9 protein-coding genes and 1 pseudogene are annotated in these 16,811 nt (G+C 70.6%); 9 read left to right on the top strand and 1 reads right to left on the bottom strand.

Going from position 1 to position 16,811, the window contains the following annotated elements; all coding sequences use genetic code 11:
• Positions 1 to 1,621, bottom strand: a 1,621-nt coding sequence (locus B7L92_RS18140; protein WP_143626344.1) for a GAF domain-containing protein, incomplete at its 3' end; no start/stop codon positions are given.
• A gap of 438 nt (positions 1,622 to 2,059) precedes the next feature.
• On the opposite strand from B7L92_RS18140, the gene B7L92_RS18155 reads away from it, so the two are divergent.
• The 9 genes and pseudogenes from B7L92_RS18155 to B7L92_RS18195 all read left to right on the top strand — a co-directional run bounded on the left by B7L92_RS18155 (position 2,060) and on the right by B7L92_RS18195 (position 16,703).
• A complete protein-coding gene (locus B7L92_RS18155; RefSeq protein WP_107501522.1) occupies positions 2,060 to 7,555 on the top strand; it encodes a HAMP domain-containing protein in 5,496 nt (1,831 codons plus the stop codon).
• 305 nt (positions 7,556 to 7,860) lie between these two features.
• Positions 7,861 to 8,539 (top strand): annotated as a pseudogene (locus B7L92_RS18160) (response regulator).
• A gap of 195 nt (positions 8,540 to 8,734) precedes the next feature.
• Positions 8,735 to 11,482, top strand: coding sequence for a DNA translocase FtsK (locus B7L92_RS18165; RefSeq protein WP_174703982.1), 2,748 nt, complete (start codon positions 8,735 to 8,737; stop codon positions 11,480 to 11,482).
• A gap of 252 nt (positions 11,483 to 11,734) precedes the next feature.
• Positions 11,735 to 12,568, top strand: a complete 834-nt coding sequence (locus B7L92_RS18170) for a helix-turn-helix domain-containing protein (protein ID WP_081238618.1) — start codon at positions 11,735 to 11,737, stop codon at positions 12,566 to 12,568.
• Positions 12,569 to 12,661: 93 nt separating this feature from the next.
• Positions 12,662 to 14,134, top strand: coding sequence for a 30S ribosomal protein S12 methylthiotransferase RimO (gene rimO / locus B7L92_RS18175; RefSeq protein WP_081238619.1), 1,473 nt, complete (start codon positions 12,662 to 12,664; stop codon positions 14,132 to 14,134).
• A complete protein-coding gene (gene pgsA / locus B7L92_RS18180; RefSeq protein WP_107501523.1) occupies positions 14,131 to 15,021 on the top strand; it encodes a CDP-diacylglycerol--glycerol-3-phosphate 3-phosphatidyltransferase in 891 nt (296 codons plus the stop codon). The genes rimO and pgsA overlap by 4 nt, the downstream gene beginning before the upstream one ends.
• Complete coding sequence (locus tag B7L92_RS18185; protein ID WP_081238620.1) at positions 15,018 to 15,563, top strand: CinA family protein; 546 nt, start codon at positions 15,018 to 15,020, stop codon at positions 15,561 to 15,563. Before pgsA ends, B7L92_RS18185 begins: the two co-directional genes overlap by 4 nt.
• 109 nt (positions 15,564 to 15,672) lie before the next feature.
• Entirely contained in the window at positions 15,673 to 16,053 is a 381-nt protein-coding gene (locus tag B7L92_RS18190; protein ID WP_003993396.1) for a helix-turn-helix domain-containing protein, read from the top strand.
• A gap of 179 nt (positions 16,054 to 16,232) precedes the next feature.
• Positions 16,233 to 16,703 carry a Dps family protein gene (locus tag B7L92_RS18195; RefSeq protein WP_081238621.1) on the top strand — a complete coding sequence of 157 codons (471 nt, stop codon included), beginning with the start codon at positions 16,233 to 16,235 and terminating at the stop codon, positions 16,701 to 16,703.
• Positions 16,704 to 16,811: the final 108 nt, after the last annotated feature.

Consider the following 16,811-nt stretch of genomic DNA (forward strand, 5'->3'; position numbering starts at 1 on the left):
GCTGGAGGACGCGGCCGCCGGGACCGGCGGCCGCGTCCTCCAGCCACATCGCGCACCAGTCCGCCAGCCGGGGGACGATCAGCTGTCCGGTGAGCGCGGTGACCAGGTCCCGGTCCAGTGTGCCGGCGAGCAGGTCGGAGGCCTCGACGAGGAAGCTGAGCGAACCCCGGCGCAGGCGCTCCAGTTCACCCAGGCGGGCCGACTCGACGGCGAGCGCGATGCGGTCGGCCGCGAACTGCAGGCGCAGGGCCTCCTCGTTGGAGTACCTGCCGGCTCCCTCGGCGGCGACGCCGAGGGAGCCGGTGAGGCGGCCCTCGACCTTCAGCGGGACGGTGACGACCGAGCGCATGCCGGTGCCGTTGAGGAGGGGGACCGCGCCGGGCATGGCGGTGAGGTCCTCGTGGACGGCCGGCATGCGGGCGGAGCCGTAGCGGCCGGGGCCCGCCTCGACGGGGACGCGGGCGAAGCGCTGGCGGGCCGAGGGCAGTCCGGTGGAGGCGCGGACCTCCAGTTCCGTCTCGTCGTCGGTGGCGAGGAGCAGGAAGGCGGAGTCGCCGTCGAGCATGTCGCGGGCGCGCTCCACCGTGCGCTGGAGCAGGCCGTCGAGGTCGTCCGGGGCGGGGGAGCCGATGAACACCTCGAAGGGGTCGGTGCTCTGGCCCTCGGAGCCGCCGGACGTCTCGGAGGCGGGGCCGCGCAGCGGCGTCTGCAGAACCGCACGTTCGTGGTCCCTGACCAGCAGGCAGACCGTTGACGGCTCGCCGTCGGTGTCGCGGACCCGCAGATGGGAGGCGTAGACCGGGATCACGCGGCCGTGGGCGCCCCTGATGCCGTAGCTGCCCTCCCAACGGGAGAGCTGGAGCGCCTCGGCGATGCCGGTGCCGGTGCCCGGGGTGTGCGGCCAGGCGGCGAAGTCGGTCAGGGGCTTCCCGGTGACCTGCTCCGCCGTGTAGCCGAAGAGTTCCTCCGCGTCCTCGTTCCAGGCGGTGACGGAGCCGACCCGGTCGATCTGGATGACGGCCACGCGGACCCGGGTGTCGGCGAGCGGGAGGAGGTCGGCCGGCAGGGACGGACCGGCGGTGCGGGTCCCCACCGGGCGCTCGGGGGGTTCGAGCCGGAACCAGACGGTCTTGTGGGTGGGGGTGTACTCCACGCCCCAGCGGCCGGCCAGGGCCGCGCACAGCTGGAGGCCGCGGCCTCCTTCGCGGTCGGGGCTGCCCATGTTGACGGCCGAGCCCTGGACGGGGATCTCGCGCTCCGGATACCGGTCGGACACCTCGATCCGCACGCCGTCGTCGCCGCGCAGGCACAGCAGGTCGGCGGAGGTGCCCGCGTGGACCACGGCGTTGGTCACCAGTTCGCTGGTGAGGACCACCGCGTCGTCCACGATGTCACCGAAGCCCCAGCCCTGGAGGGTGTCGCGGACGAAGGAGCGGGCGCTCGCGACCGATCGTCCGACGGGCTCGAAGCTGGCGGCCGCGCGCGCGGTGATCACAGAACTCCTCGACCGGTCGTCGGCGGGCATGGTTCCATGGCCGTCGGGCTCGTGCCGCTGCTGCGGCAGGCCGTCCGTCGGCCGAGGCTCCGGGGGCTGTCCCCCCGGGATCAGTCCGGTGGTCATGTGTGCGGCCGCCCCTCCGATGCCCGCTCGTCTCCCTGCCACCGGCCAGGCCGGACGGACCGGCGTGGCTGGGCAGCCGGATGCAAGGTTACTTACCTTCGCGCCCCCAGCGGATGCCGGTCTGCTGTGTTTCCGTCCGGAGGGGGCTCACGTCCGGAGGTGTGCGGACGATGTGCGAAGCTGCCGAACTGTTATGGCCTGGTTCGGCGGGGGTGAAACACTGGGCAGGCTTGTCGTGAAGGTCCTGGCGGACCGGGTGTTTTCCGCGCCGGGTGGGCAGCAGCCCCCTTGGCGGCGTCTTGGTGCGCCGGGCGGGAATCGCAGTACGGCATGGCAGTGGTACGCAGTAGTACAGGCACTGGGCAGGAATCGGGTACGCCCTCCGGGGCGGTACCCGAGAGCACAGCGGTAAAGGTCGACCCCTGCGGGAGGGACACAGTGGAGTCTGGCGCAGCGACGCGGGGCACGAAGGCGCGCGCGAAAGGCGGACAGTCCCTGAGCAACCCACGCAAGGCGAAGGGTGGGACCACGGTGGTGGACACGGTGGCCCTGAATCGGCTGCTGGTGGCTCTCGTGGCGATGCGGGACGGGAACTTCCGCAAGCGGCTCACGGTGTCCGGCGACGGTGTGATGTCGGAGATCGCGGCGGTCTTCAACGAGGTGGCCGACCGCAATCTGCACCTGACGGGTGAGCTGGCGCGGGTGCGGCGCATGGTCGGGCGTGAGGGGAAGCTCACCGAGCGGCTGGAGACGGGGGCCTCCGTGGGCTCCTGGGCGACCGCGATCGAGCACTCGAACGCGCTGGTGGACGATCTCGTGCGGCCGGTGTCCGAGGTCAGCCGGGTGCTGTCCGCGGTGGCCGAGGGCGATCTGTCGCCGCGCATGGAGCTGCGGGCCCAGGCGCCGGACGGGACCGGGCATCCGCTGCGCGGTGAGTTCCTGAAGGTCGGGCGCACCGTCAACAACCTGGTCGACCAGTTGTCGACGTTCACCGACGAGGTCACGCGCGTGGCCAGCGAGGTGGGTACCGAGGGCAAGCTGGGCGGGCAGGCCCGGGTGCGTGGCATGTCCGGTTCGTGGAAGGACCTCACGGACTCCGTCAACACCATGGCGGAGCGGCTGACGGCGCAGGTGCGCGACATCGCGCTGGTGACGACGGCGGTCGCCCGCGGCGACCTGTCGCGCAAGGTCACCGTGCACGTCGAGGGGGAGATGCTGGAGCTGAAGAACACCGTCAACACGATGGTGGACCAGCTCTCCGCGTTCTCCTCCGAGGTGACCCGGGTCGCGCGCGAGGTGGGCACCGAGGGCGCGCTGGGCGGCCAGGCGCAGGTGCCCGGGGTGGACGGCGTCTGGAAGGAGCTCACCGACTCCGTCAACACCATGGCCGGGAACCTCACCGCGCAGGTGCGCGAGATCGCCGAGGTGACGACCGCGGTCGCCAACGGGGACCTGTCGCGGCAGGTGACCGTGCCGGCGCGCGGCGAGGTCGCGCAGCTGGCCAAGACGATCAACCAGATGACCGAGACGCTGCGGATCTTCGCGGACGAGGTCACGCGGGTCGCCAACGAGGTCGGCGCCGAGGGCCGGCTGGGCGGTCAGGCGAACGTGCCGGGCGCCGCGGGCACCTGGAAGGACCTGACGGACTCCGTCAACACGGTGTTCCGGAACCTGACCACCCAGGTGCGGGACATCGCCGCGGTGACGACGGCGGTGGCCAACGGCGACCTGTCGCAGAAGGTCACCGTGGACGTGGCCGGCGAGATGCTGGAGCTGAAGAACACCGTCAACACGATGGTGGACCAGCTGTCCGCCTTCGGTGCCGAGGTCACGCGTGTGGCGCGCGAGATCGGGGTCGAGGGCGAGCTGGGCGGCCAGGCGCAGGTGCCGGGGGCGGCGGGGACGTGGAAGGACCTGACGGACTCCGTCAACACGGCGTTCCGCAACCTCACCGGACAGGTGAGGAACATCGCCCAGGTGACGACGGCGGTGGCCAACGGCGACCTGTCGCAGAAGGTCACGGTCGACGTGTCCGGCGAGATGCTCCAGCTGAAGAACACCGTGAACACCATGGTGGACCAGCTGTCGAGCTTCGCCGACCAGGTCACGCGGATGGCCCGGGACGTGGGCACGGAGGGCCGCCTCGGTGGCCAGGCCCGGGTGGACGGGGTGTCGGGCACCTGGAAGGAACTCACCGACTCCGTCAACTCGATGGCCGGGAACCTCACGGCCCAGGTGCGCGGCATCGCCGAGGTGACGACGGCCGTCGCGCGCGGTGACCTGTCGCAGAAGATCGACGTCGACGCGCGCGGGGAGATCCTCGAGTTGAAGAACACCATCAACACGATGGTCGACCAGCTGTCCTCCTTCGCCGACCAGGTCACCCGCGTGGCGCGCGAGGTGGGCACCGAGGGCCGGCTCGGCGGCCAGGCGCAGGTGCCGGGGGTCGCCGGTGTGTGGCGGGACCTGACCGACTCCGTGAACGGCATGGCCGGCAATCTCACCGCGCAGGTGCGCAACATCGCCCAGGTGGCCACCGCGGTGGCCCGCGGCGACCTGTCCCAGAAGATCACCGTGGACGCGCGCGGGGAGATCCTGGAGCTGAAGAACACGCTGAACACGATGGTGGACCAGCTGTCGTCGTTCGCCCAGGAGGTCACGCGGGTGGCCCGTGAGGTGGGTACGGAGGGCATCCTCGGCGGCCAGGCCGAGGTGCAGGGCGTCTCCGGCACCTGGAAGGACCTCACGCAGTCGGTGAACGGCATGGCGAACAACCTGACCCTCCAGGTGCGCAACATCGCCGAGGTCACCACCGCGGTCGCCAAGGGCGACCTGTCGAAGAAGATCACCGTCGACGCCAAGGGCGAGATCCTCGAGCTGGTCACCACCGTCAACACGATGGTGGACCAGCTGTCGTCGTTCGCCGAGCAGGTGACCCGGGTGGCCCGTGAGGTGGGTACGGAGGGCATCCTCGGCGGCCAGGCCAACGTGCCGGGCGTGACGGGCATCTGGAAGGACCTGAGCGACAACGTCAACCTGATGGCCAAGAACCTGACCACCCAGGTGCGGAACATCTCCCAGGTCTCCGCCGCCGTCGCCAACGGCGACCTGACGCGGCAGGTCAGCATCGAGGCGCGCGGCGAGGTGGCGCAGCTCGCCGACACCATCAACACCATGGTGAAGACGCTGAGCGCGTTCGCCGAGCAGGTCACCAAGGTGGCCCGCGAGGTGGGCACGGACGGCATCCTCGGCGGTCAGGCGCAGGTGCCGGGTGTGGCCGGCACGTGGAAGGACCTCACCGAGTCGGTGAACCAGATGGCGTCCAACCTGACCGGTCAGGTGCGCAACATCGCCATGGTGACCACGGCCATCGCCAAGGGCGACCTGACGAAGAAGATCGACATCGACGCGCGCGGGGAGATCCTCGAGCTGAAGACGACCATCAACACGATGGTCGACCAGCTGTCCTCGTTCGCGGAGGAGGTCACGCGGGTGGCCCGCGAGGTGGGTACGGAGGGCCAGCTGGGCGGCCAGGCACGGGTGCGTGACGTCGACGGCACCTGGCGGGACCTGACCGAGTCCGTGAACGAGATGGCCGGGAACCTGACCCGGCAGGTGCGCGCCATCGCGCGCGTGGCGACCGCGGTGACCCGCGGTGATCTGAACCTGAAGATCGACGTGGACGCGTCCGGGGAGATCCAGGAGCTCCAGGACTACATCAACAAGATGATCGCCAACCTGCGCGACACCACGATCGCCAACAAGGAGCAGGACTGGCTCAAGGGCAATCTCGCCAGGATCTCCGCGCTGATGCAGGGCCGCCGCGACCTGGAGGACGTGGCCTCGCTGATCATGAGCGAGCTGACGCCGGTGGTCTCCGCGCAGCACGGCGCGTTCTTCCTGGCGATGCCGCTGGTCGACGGCGAGGACGTGAGCGACGCGGACGACGACCAGTTCGAGCTGCGCATGCTCGGCTCGTACGGCTACTCCATGGGCTCCATGCCGACGTCGTTCCGGCCCGGCGAGGGGCTCATCGGGACGGCGGCCGTGGAGAAGCGCACGATCCTCGTGGAGAACGCGCCCACCGGTTACCTGAAGATCTCCTCGGGGCTCGGGGAGGCGCCGCCGGCGCAGGTGATCGTGCTGCCGGTGCTGTTCGAGGGGAAGGTGCTCGGCGTCGTCGAGCTGGCGTCGTTCACGCCGTTCACGGCGATCCAGAAGGACTTCCTGAACCAGATCGCCGAGATGATCGCGACGAGCGTCAACACCATCTCGGTCAACACCAAGACGGAACGGCTGCTGAAGCAGTCCCAGGAGCTGACCGAGCAACTGCGGGAGCGGTCGGCGGAGTTGGAGCAGCGGCAGAAGGCGCTCCAGGCGTCCAACGCCGAACTGGAGGAGAAGGCCGAGCTGCTGGCCCGGCAGAACCGCGACATCGAGGTGAAGAACACCGAGATCGAGGAGGCGCGGCAGGTCCTGGAGGAGCGGGCCGAGCAGCTCGCGGTCTCCATGCGCTACAAGAGCGAGTTCCTGGCCAACATGTCGCACGAGCTGCGGACGCCGCTCAACTCGCTGCTGATCCTGGCCAAGCTGCTGGCCGACAACGCGGAGGGGAACCTCTCCCCGAAGCAGGTCGAGTTCGCCGAGACCATCCACGGGGCCGGGTCCGACCTGCTCCAGCTCATCAACGACATCCTCGACCTGTCCAAGGTCGAGGCGGGCAAGATGGACGTCTCCCCGACGCGCATCGCGCTGGTCCAGCTCGTGGACTACGTGGAGGCGACCTTCCGGCCGCTGACCGCGGAGAAGGGCCTGGACCTGTCGGTGCGCGTGTCCCCGGAGCTGCCGGCCACCCTGCACACCGACGAGCAGCGGCTGCTCCAGGTGCTGCGGAACCTGCTGTCCAACGCGGTGAAGTTCACCGACTCCGGATCGGTCGAGCTGGTCATCCGGCCGGCCCGGAACGACGTCCCGCAGGCCATCCGGGAGCAGTTGCTGGAGGCCGGTTCGCTGACCGACCCGGACGCGGACCTGATCGCGTTCTCGGTGAGCGACACGGGCATCGGCATCGCGGCCAGCAAGATGCGGGTGATCTTCGAGGCGTTCAAGCAGGCCGACGGCACGACCAGCCGCAAGTACGGCGGCACGGGCCTGGGGCTGTCCATCTCGCGGGAGATCGCACAGCTCCTCGGCGGTGAGATCCACGCGCAGAGCGAGCCGGGCCGCGGCTCGACGTTCACGCTGTACCTCCCCCTGCACCCGAGCGAGCTGCCCCCGCACGGCTACCAGCAGGCCCTGCCCACCCCGGAGGCCGGTGGCCTGGTGGCACCGGCCGGGCCGGAGGCCGGGACGCCCGCCGAGGTGACGTCGTACCGGGAGACCCAGAACGGTCCGGCCGCGCTGTTCCGGCGCCGTCGCCGGGCCCTGCCCCGGGCGGAGCAGCGGCCCGCGCCGGAGCAGCGGCCCGCGCCGGAGCAGCGGCCCGCTCCGGAGCCGGAGCAGTGGTCGGGCGTGGAGCAGCCGGAGCCGGCGTCCCGGTCGCACCGCGGCATCCGCTTCGGTGGGCAGAAGGTGCTGATCGTCGACGACGACATCCGCAACGTCTTCGCGCTCACCAGCGTGCTGGAGCAGCACGGCCTGTCCGTGCTGTACGCGGAGAACGGCCGCGAGGGCATCGAGGTGCTGGAGCAGCACGACGACGTGGCGGTGGTGCTGATGGACATCATGATGCCCGAGATGGACGGATACGCGACGACCACGGCGATCCGCAGGATGCCGCAGTTCGCCGGGCTCCCGATCATCGCGCTCACCGCGAAGGCGATGAAGGGCGACCGGGAGAAGGCGATCGAGTCGGGCGCCTCCGACTACGTGACCAAGCCGGTCGATCCCGACCACCTGCTGTCGGTGATGGAGCAGTGGATGCGGGGGGAGTGAGGCGGCGTCCGAGGGGGCGCGCGACGGGCCGGGGGCTTCCGCGTTCGCACGAAGTTGCTCACGCGGTGTGCGCGAAGTCGTGTAGAAGTGCGGGATTCGGGGAACCTTCTGGTCTCCCGCCGCGTTTCTGCTATGTGCACAGTGACATCACGGTGACAGGGTGTGGCGACGGGCGGGGTGCGGCTACGATGACCGGCACAAGGACGGACGGCGCAAGGGAGTCGTCCTCTGGGGTGGTACCGACCAGTGCCTCCCCAGGTCCTGCGGACAGGGGAGGCCCCAAGCCGGGGCGAGGAGGGCGGGCCATGGTGCAGAAGGCCAAGATCCTCCTGGTCGATGACCGGCCGGAGAATCTGCTGGCGCTGGAGGCGATCCTCTCGGCGCTCGATCAGACGCTGGTGCGGGCATCGTCCGGGGAGGAAGCGCTCAAAGCACTGCTCACGGACGACTTCGCGGTCATTCTGCTGGACGTCCAGATGCCGGGCATGGACGGCTTCGAGACCGCCGCGCACATCAAGCGGCGGGAGCGGACCCGGGACATCCCGATCATCTTCCTCACCGCGATCAACCACGGCCCGCACCACACGTTCCGCGGCTATGCGGCGGGTGCGGTCGACTACATCTCCAAGCCGTTCGACCCGTGGGTGCTGCGGGCGAAGGTCTCGGTGTTCGTCGAGCTGTACATGAAGAACTGCCAGCTGCGGGAGCAGGCGGCCCTGCTGCGGCTCCAGTTGGAGGGCGGCGAGAAGGACACCGGCGAGCCGAAGGAGCCGGCGGGGCTGCTCGCCGAACTCTCGGCGCGACTCGCGGCCGTCGAGGAGCAGGCCGAGGCGCTCACCAAGCAGCTCAACGACGAGTCGACCGACGCGGCCGCGGTGGGCCACGGCGGCGCATCTGGAGCGCAAGCTCACGGGGTTGCGGCGGGCGCTGGACGCGCTGGAGCCGGGTACCGGCAGCGCGTCGTCGGTTCCGTCGCAGAACTGAACCCGGTCGCAAGGGGTTTGGCCGGTCTCCGGGTGGGTCCGGACATGAGCCCGGGTCAGTTCCGCGGACTCGCGCGCCTTTCCGTGTCGGTCCGCAGCCCTCGTTGTCAGCTTCACGCCTCCAGAAGAGCGACACGAACGGGTGAAGCATCCGCCACGCGTGTCCCCTGCCGCCTCCACCGGTAACCTCACACCCATGGCCTCACGTCCCTCCGCAGCCAAGAAGCCGCCCGTGAAGAAGGCGGCCGCTTCCGCGAAGGCTCCGGCGAGGAAGGCTCCCGCCAAGAAGGCCCCCCCGAGGAAGGCTCCCGCCAAGAAGGCGGCGGTGAAGAAGCCCGCGCCCAGACCGGCACCGAGCCCGACCGGAGGCGTCTACCGCCTCCTGCGTGCCCTGTGGCTGGGCCTGGCGCACGCCGTCGGCGCCGTCTTCCGCGGCATAGGGCAGGGAGCCAGGAACCTCGACCCCGCACACCGCAAGGACGGCCTGGCGCTGCTGCTGCTCGGCATCGCGCTGATCGTCGCCGCGGGCACCTGGGCCGACCTCGAGGGGCCGGTCGGCGACCTCGTGGAGATCCTGGTCACCGGCGCCTTCGGCCGACTGGACCTGCTCGTGCCGATCCTGGTCGCGGTCGTCGCCGTGCGGTTCATCCGGCACCCGGAGAAGCCGGAGGCCAACGGCCGGATCGTCATCGGCCTGTCCGCGCTCGTCATCGGCGTGCTCGGCCAGATCCACATCGCCTGCGGCTCGCCCGCCCGTGACGACGGCATGCAGTCCATAAGGGACGCCGGTGGCCTCATCGGCTGGGGCGCGGCCACCCCGCTGTCGTACACCATGACCGACGTACTCGCCGTGCCGCTGCTGGTGCTGCTCACGGTCTTCGGTCTGCTGGTCGTCACGGCCACCCCGGTGAACGCCGTCCCGCAGCGGCTGCGGATGCTCGGTGTGCGGCTCGGACTCGTCCACGAGCCCGTGCCGGAGGAGTTCGGCGAGGACGACGAGCGCTACGAGGAGCAGTGGCGCGAGGTGCTGCCCGCGGGCCGCCGTGGGCGACGGCCCGCGCCCGGGGAGTACGACCCGGACGGCGCGGAGCAGGAGGCGCTGTCCCGGCGCCGGGGCCGGCCCCGCAGGCCCGCGACGCCACAGCCCGACGGGCACCGGCCGATGGACGCCGTGGACGTGGCCGCCGCCGCGGCCGCCGCGCTCGACGGAGCCGTCCTGCACGGGATGCCGCCCTCGCCGGTCGTCGCCGACCTGACCCAGGGCGTGCGCGTCGGGGACCGCGAGCCGACCACGCCGACACCGGTCCCGGCCGCCCGCCCCCAGCCGGAGAAGCCGAAGCCGGACCCGACGAAGGTGGACGGGCCGAAGCGGGACCAGCCCGCGACCGGCGTCCCGGACCTGACGAAGGCCCCGCCCTCCGAGCCCCGGGACCTCCCCCCGCGCGCCGAGCAGCTCCAGCTGTCCGGCGACATCACGTACGCCCTGCCCCCGCTCGACCTGCTCACCCGGGGCGGCCCGGGCAAGGCGCGCAGCGCCGCCAACGACGCCGTCGTCGCCTCGCTCACCACCGTCTTCACCGAGTTCAAGGTCGACGCCCGGGTCACCGGCTTCACCCGCGGACCGACGGTCACGCGCTACGAGGTCGAACTCGGGCCCGCCGTGAAGGTCGAGCGGATCACCGCGCTGACCAAGAACATCGCGTACGCCGTCGCCAGCCCGGACGTACGGATCATCAGTCCGATCCCCGGCAAGTCCGCGGTCGGCATCGAGATCCCGAACACCGACCGGGAGATGGTCAACCTCGGCGACGTCCTGCGGCTCGCGGAGTCCGCCGAGGACGACGACCCGATGCTGGTGGCCTTCGGCAAGGACGTCGAGGGCGGCTACGTCATGCACTCGCTGGCGAAGATGCCGCACATGCTGGTCGCCGGCGCCACCGGCTCCGGAAAGTCGTCCTGCATCAACTGCCTGATCACCTCGGTCATGATGCGGGCGACCCCCGAGGACGTCCGGATGATCCTGGTCGACCCCAAGCGCGTCGAGCTGACCGCGTACGAGGGCATCCCGCACCTGATCACACCGATCATCACGAACCCCAAGCGGGCCGCCGAGGCGCTGCAGTGGGTGGTTCGCGAGATGGACCTGCGCTACGACGACCTGGCCGCCTACGGCTACCGGCACATCGACGACTTCAACCGCGCGGTGCGCGAGGGCAAGGTCAAGGCGCCCGAGGGCAGTGAGCGCGAGCTCCAGCCGTACCCGTACCTGCTGGTGATCGTCGACGAGCTGGCCGACCTGATGATGGTCGCCCCGCGTGACGTCGAGGACGCCATCGTGCGCATCACGCAGCTCGCGCGGGCGGCCGGCATCCATCTGGTGCTCGCCACGCAGCGGCCGTCGGTCGACGTCGTCACCGGCCTGATCAAGGCGAACGTGCCCTCCCGGCTGGCGTTCGCCACCTCCTCGCTCGCCGACTCGCGGGTCATCCTCGACCAGCCCGGTGCCGAGAAGCTGATCGGCAAGGGCGACGGGCTGTTCCTGCCGATGGGAGCGAACAAACCGACCCGTATGCAGGGCGCGTTCGTGACCGAGGAGGAGGTCGCGGCGGTCGTCCGGCACTGCAAGGAGCAGATGGCGCCCGTCTTCCGGGACGACGTGGTCGTCGGGACCAAGCAGAAGAAGGAGATCGACGAGGACATCGGCGACGACCTCGACCTGCTGTGCCAGGCGGCCGAGCTGGTCGTCTCCACCCAGTTCGGGTCGACGTCCATGCTCCAGCGCAAGCTGCGCGTGGGCTTCGCCAAGGCCGGCCGGCTGATGGACCTGATGGAGTCCCGGAACATCGTGGGACCGAGCGAGGGTTCGAAGGCCCGTGACGTTCTCGTGAAACCCGACGACCTGGATGGCGTGCTCGCGCTGATCCGGGGGGAGTCTGAAGGGTAGGCGCACGGGGCACGGGTGTCGCCCCGGAGCGTCCGGGCGGTCGATCGTGACCCACCCGTGAGGGGCCGGCGGGCAACCGTTTCCCCTCGGCGTACGTCAAGTTGAGGAAAGCCACAAGCAGCAGGTCCACCATCGGGATGTCGGGCCATTCCGATGGCGTACAAAGTCCGACCGCCCGGTTGCCCCACCCATTTGTACCCCCCCTAGACTGAATCTCCAGCACAGGCGGCTACACGCTCGAAAGGCGCCCCCGTGTCCATCGGCAACTCCCCTGAAGACGAGCGTCCGTTCGAAGACGTTTCCGAGGAAGCCCGCCCCTCCGTCGGCCGTGCACTGCAGCAGGCGCGCATCGCCGCCGGGCTCACCGTCGACGACGTCAGTACCGCCACCCGGGTCCGTATCGCCATCGTGCACGCCATCGAGGCGAACGACTTCGCGGCCTGCGGCGGCGACGTCTACGCGCGCGGGCACATCCGGACCCTGGCCAGGGCCGTGAACCTCGATCCGGCTCCGCTGATCGCCCAGTACGAGACCGAGCACGGCAACGGCCGCCCGGCCCCGACCCCGGCCGCGCCCCTCTTCGAGGCGGAGCGCATCCGTCCGGAGCGGCGCGGACCGAACTGGACCGCGGCCATGGTCGCCGCGATCGTCGTGGTGATCGGCTTCGTCGGGTTCACGATGGTCAAGGGCGGTGACGACGGCGGGAAGGAGAACGTCGCCGACGGCACCGCGTCCACCGAGTCCGCCTCGCCCACGCCCAAGGCGGAGAAGCCCGCCGTCCCCGAGCCCGAGCCGTCGGACAGCGCCATCGCCGCCGCGCCGCAGGACAAGGTGACGGTGCAGGTGAGCGCCGTCGACGGACGCAGCTGGATCTCGGCCAAGGACCACAACGGCCGGCTGCTGTTCGACGGTCTGCTCAAGCAGGGCGAGTCCAAGACCTTCCAGGACAGTTCGAAGATCAATCTGGTGCTCGGCGACGCCGGCGCGATCGACCTGTTCGTGAACGGCAAGAAGATCGAGGACGACTTCCAGCCGGGAGCCGTCGAGCGCCTCACCTACACCAAGGGCGACCCGCAGGCCGGATAAACGGCCCCAGGCGGTACATCGACGACGGGGTCGGCCAAGCTCGGCCAACCCCGTCGACGTGGGCCGTCTGCGGGACGAAGTAGTCTTGAGCCCATGCCTGAACGCCGTACCGTCGCACTCGTCACCCTTGGCTGCGCCCGTAACGAGGTGGACTCGGAGGAGCTCGCAGGCCGTTTGGAGGCGGACGGCTGGCGGCTCGTCGAGGACGCCGCCGAAGCGGACGTCGCCGTCGTGAACACCTGTGGCTTCGTCGAGGCCGCCAAGAAGGACTCGGTCGACGCCCTCCTGGAGGCCAACGACCTCAAGGAACACGGGAGAACGCAGGCCGTCGTGGCGGTGGGCTGCATGGCCGAGCGGTACGGCAAGGAACTCGCCGAAGCCCTCCCCGAGGCCGACGGCGTGCTCGGCTTCGACGACTACACCGACATCTCGGACCGGCTCCAGACCATCCTGAGCGGCGGTATCCACGCCTCCCACACCCCGCGTGACCGGCGCAAGCTGCTGCCCCTCAGCCCGGTGGAACGGCAGGCGGCGGGCGCGTCCGTCGCGCTGCCCGGCCACGGTCCGGTGGACCTGCCGGAGGGCGTCGCCCCGGCCTCCGGTCCCCGCGCGCCCCTGCGCCGCCGACTGGACGGCTCCCCGGTCGCCTCGGTGAAGCTCGCCTCGGGCTGCGACCGGCGCTGCTCCTTCTGCGCCATCCCGTCCTTCCGCGGCTCCTTCATCTCACGTCGCCCCAGCGACGTGCTGAACGAGACGCGGTGGCTGGCCGAACAGGGGGTGAAGGAGATCATGCTGGTCTCCGAGAACAACACCTCCTACGGCAAGGACCTCGGTGACATCCGCCTGCTGGAGTCCCTGCTGCCGGAGCTCGCCGAGGTCGACGGCCTCGAGCGGGTGCGCGTCAGCTACCTCCAGCCGGCCGAGATGCGGCCCGGTCTGATCGACGTCCTGACCTCCACGCCGAAGGTCGCCCCGTACTTCGACCTGTCCTTCCAGCACTCCGCGCCCGGCGTGCTGCGCGCGATGCGCCGTTTCGGCGACACCGACCGCTTCCTCGAGCTGCTCGACACCATCCGGAGCAGGGCGCCGCAGGCCGGTGTGCGCTCCAACTTCATCGTCGGCTTCCCCGGCGAGTCCGAGGCCGACCTCGCCGAGCTGGAGCGCTTCCTGAACCACGCGCGGCTGGACGCCATCGGCGTCTTCGGCTACTCGGATGAGGAGGGCACGGAGGCGGCGACCTACGACACCAAGCTGGAGGAGGACGTCGTCGCCGAGCGGCTGGCACGTGTCTCCCGGCTGGCCGAGGAACTCGTCTCGCAGCGTGCCGACGAGCGGGTCGGCGAGACCGTGCACGTGCTGGTGGAGTCCGTGGACGAGGAGGGCGTCCACGGCCGGGCGGCGCACCAGGCCCCCGAGACGGACGGCCAGGTGCTGCTCACGAGCGGCGAGGGTGTGGGCGTCGGCCGTATGGTCGAGGCGAAGGTGGTCGGTACGGAGGGTGTCGACCTGGTGGCCGAGCCGCTCTTCCAGGGCTCGCTCGCGTGTAGTGAGGAGGCGGGCAGATGACGGGTGTCCCGGCATCGGCGGCGGGAGGCCCCTCCGGCGCGAGGAGGGCGACGGCGAGCGCGGCCCCCGGGAACCTCCCGGGGACGGCGGCCGGTCGCACGGCCGCACGGGAGGCCCGGAGCGCGACTCCGGGACCGTCCGGCGGCGGCCCGGGGGCGGGCGGACTGTCCGGTCGTGGTCAGGGCGGGGAGCAACTGTCCGGCGGGGAGGTGACCGCAGGCGCCTTCGACGGCGCCGTGGACGCCGAGGACGGTACGAAACCGCCGCGCGGCGGGAAGATCGCGGCGGCGGCCGTCAACCAGGCCAGCGTCTGGAACATCGCCAACCTGCTGACCATGCTCCGGCTGCTGCTCGTACCGGCCTTCGTCGCGCTGATGCTCGCCGACGGCGGATACGACCCGGCGTGGCGGTCGCTCGCCTGGGCGGCCTTCGCCGTCGCCATGATCACCGATCTGTTCGACGGTCATCTGGCGCGCACGTACAACCTGGTCACCGACTTCGGGAAGATCGCCGATCCCATCGCCGACAAGGCGATCATGGGGGCGGCGCTGATCTGCCTCTCGGCGCTGGGCGATCTGCCCTGGTGGGTCACCGGGGTCATCCTCGGCCGGGAAATCGGCATCACCCTGCTGCGTTTCCTGGTCATTCGCTACGGCGTGATCCCGGCCAGCCGCGGAGGCAAGCTCAAGACCCTCACCCAGGGCGTGGCCGTCGGCATGTACGTACTGGCGCTCACGGGATGGCTGGCCACCCTGCGGTGGTGGGTGATGGCCGCCGCGGTCGTGCTGACCGTGGCGACCGGACTCGACTATGTGAAACAGGCCATTGTGCTCCGCAGGCGGGGAATTGCCGAGCGCAAGGCGGCGTTGGAGGAGACGGAAGCGTGAGTTCCACGGCCACCGAGGTGGTGCGACTACTCACTGTGAACGGCGGAACGCTCGCTGTCGCCGAGTCGCTGACCGGTGGCCTGGTGGCGGCGGAGATCACCTCGGTTCCCGGGGCCTCCAAGGTCTTCCGTGGTTCGGTGACGGCGTACGCCACCGACCTGAAGCACGGACTGCTCGGCGTGGACGCCACTCTGCTGGCTCAGCGCGGAGCGGTGGATCCGCAGGTGGCGGCCCAGATGGCGGCCGGCGTGCGCAAGGCGCTGGGTGCCGACTGGGGCGTCGCGACCACCGGCGTCGCCGGTCCGGACCCGCAGGACGGCCAAGCCGTCGGGACGGTCTTCGTGGCCGTGGACGGTCCCTCCGGAGCGAGTTCCGGTTCCGCCTCCGGCGGAAAAGTGGAGCGCCTGCGGTTGAACGGCGACCGCGCGGAAATTCGTATGGAGAGTGTACGGAGCGTACTCGCACTGCTTCTGACGGAGCTTGTGGGCGAACAGACCGGAAATGAGCGGGCACAGGATACGGAACGGAACGGGGGGTTTTGATGTTTGCAGCCCAGAGTGAACACGACATCGCTCCCCGCACGGCCGCAGCACGAGGCGGTACGGTGGGGCGAGAAGGATGCGGCTACGCGGTCCGAGGAGGGAGCCACCGATGATTCTGCTCCGTCGCCTGCTGGGTGACGTGCTGCGTCGGCAGCGCCAGCGCCAGGGCCGTACTCTGCGCGAAGTCTCCTCGTCCGCCCGAGTCTCACTCGGCTATCTCTCCGAGGTGGAGCGGGGGCAGAAGGAGGCTTCCTCCGAACTGCTCTCCGCCATCTGCGACGCGCTGGACGTACGGATGTCCGAGCTCATGCGGGAAGTGAGCGACGAGCTCGCCCTCGCCGAGCTGGCCCAGTCTGCTGCAGCGACCCCCAGCGAGCCCGTACCCACGCCGGTTCGTCCGATGCTGGGTTCCGTTTCGGTGACCGGCGTGCCACCGGAACGGGTGACCATCAAGGCGCCCGCCGAGGCGGTGGACGTCGTCGCCGCGTGACGCGGTTTCGCGCACGCGCGGTGTGAGGGTGTGAGAGGCCCCGGTCTGGGCCCTTCCGGGAGATCCGGAGGGGTGCTGCCGGGGTTTTCGCATGTCCGGGGTGTCTGCGTGCGTTTGCCGGTGCGGCATGCGGCGGTCATCGTTGAGGGAGGAGGCGGGGGACGGCCACGGAGGTGCGGATGTACGTCGTGAAGAGTCCATTGTCCGACGCGAACCTGAAGACGGTGTCCGAGGCGCTGCAGGGCGCCCTGGTGGATCTGGTGGATCTCGCCCTCGTGGCGAAGCAGATCCACTGGAACGTGGTCGGACAGCGCTTCCGTTCCGTGCACCTCCAGCTGGACGAGGTCGTGGCCCTCGCGCGCAAGCACGCCGACACCGTGGCGGAGCGCGCCGCGGCACTGGGCGTCTCGCCCGACGGGCGCGCCGCGACGGTGGCCGTCGGCAGCGGGATCGGGGTGACGCCCGAGGGCTGGGTCGACGACACGACCGCGGTGGGAACGCTCGTGGAGGCGCTGGGCGCGGTGATCGCCCGCATGCGGGAGCGGGTCACCGCGACCGGGGAGGCGGACCCGGTGAGCCAGGACATCCTCATCGCGGCCACGGCGGGCCTGGAGAAGCAGCACTGGATGTTCCAGGCCGAGAACGGGTGACGTGGCCCCGGAGGGCCGTGCGGCTTCCGGTCGGCGGTCTCGCGGCGTCCGGCCGGGGAGGCGGGGCCCATGACGGGACGGATGGTGTGCCGGGGGGCCGTCGTGGGG

This window comes from Streptomyces viridosporus (genome assembly GCF_002078235.1).
GTDB lineage: Bacteria > Actinomycetota > Actinomycetes > Streptomycetales > Streptomycetaceae > Streptomyces > Streptomyces viridosporus.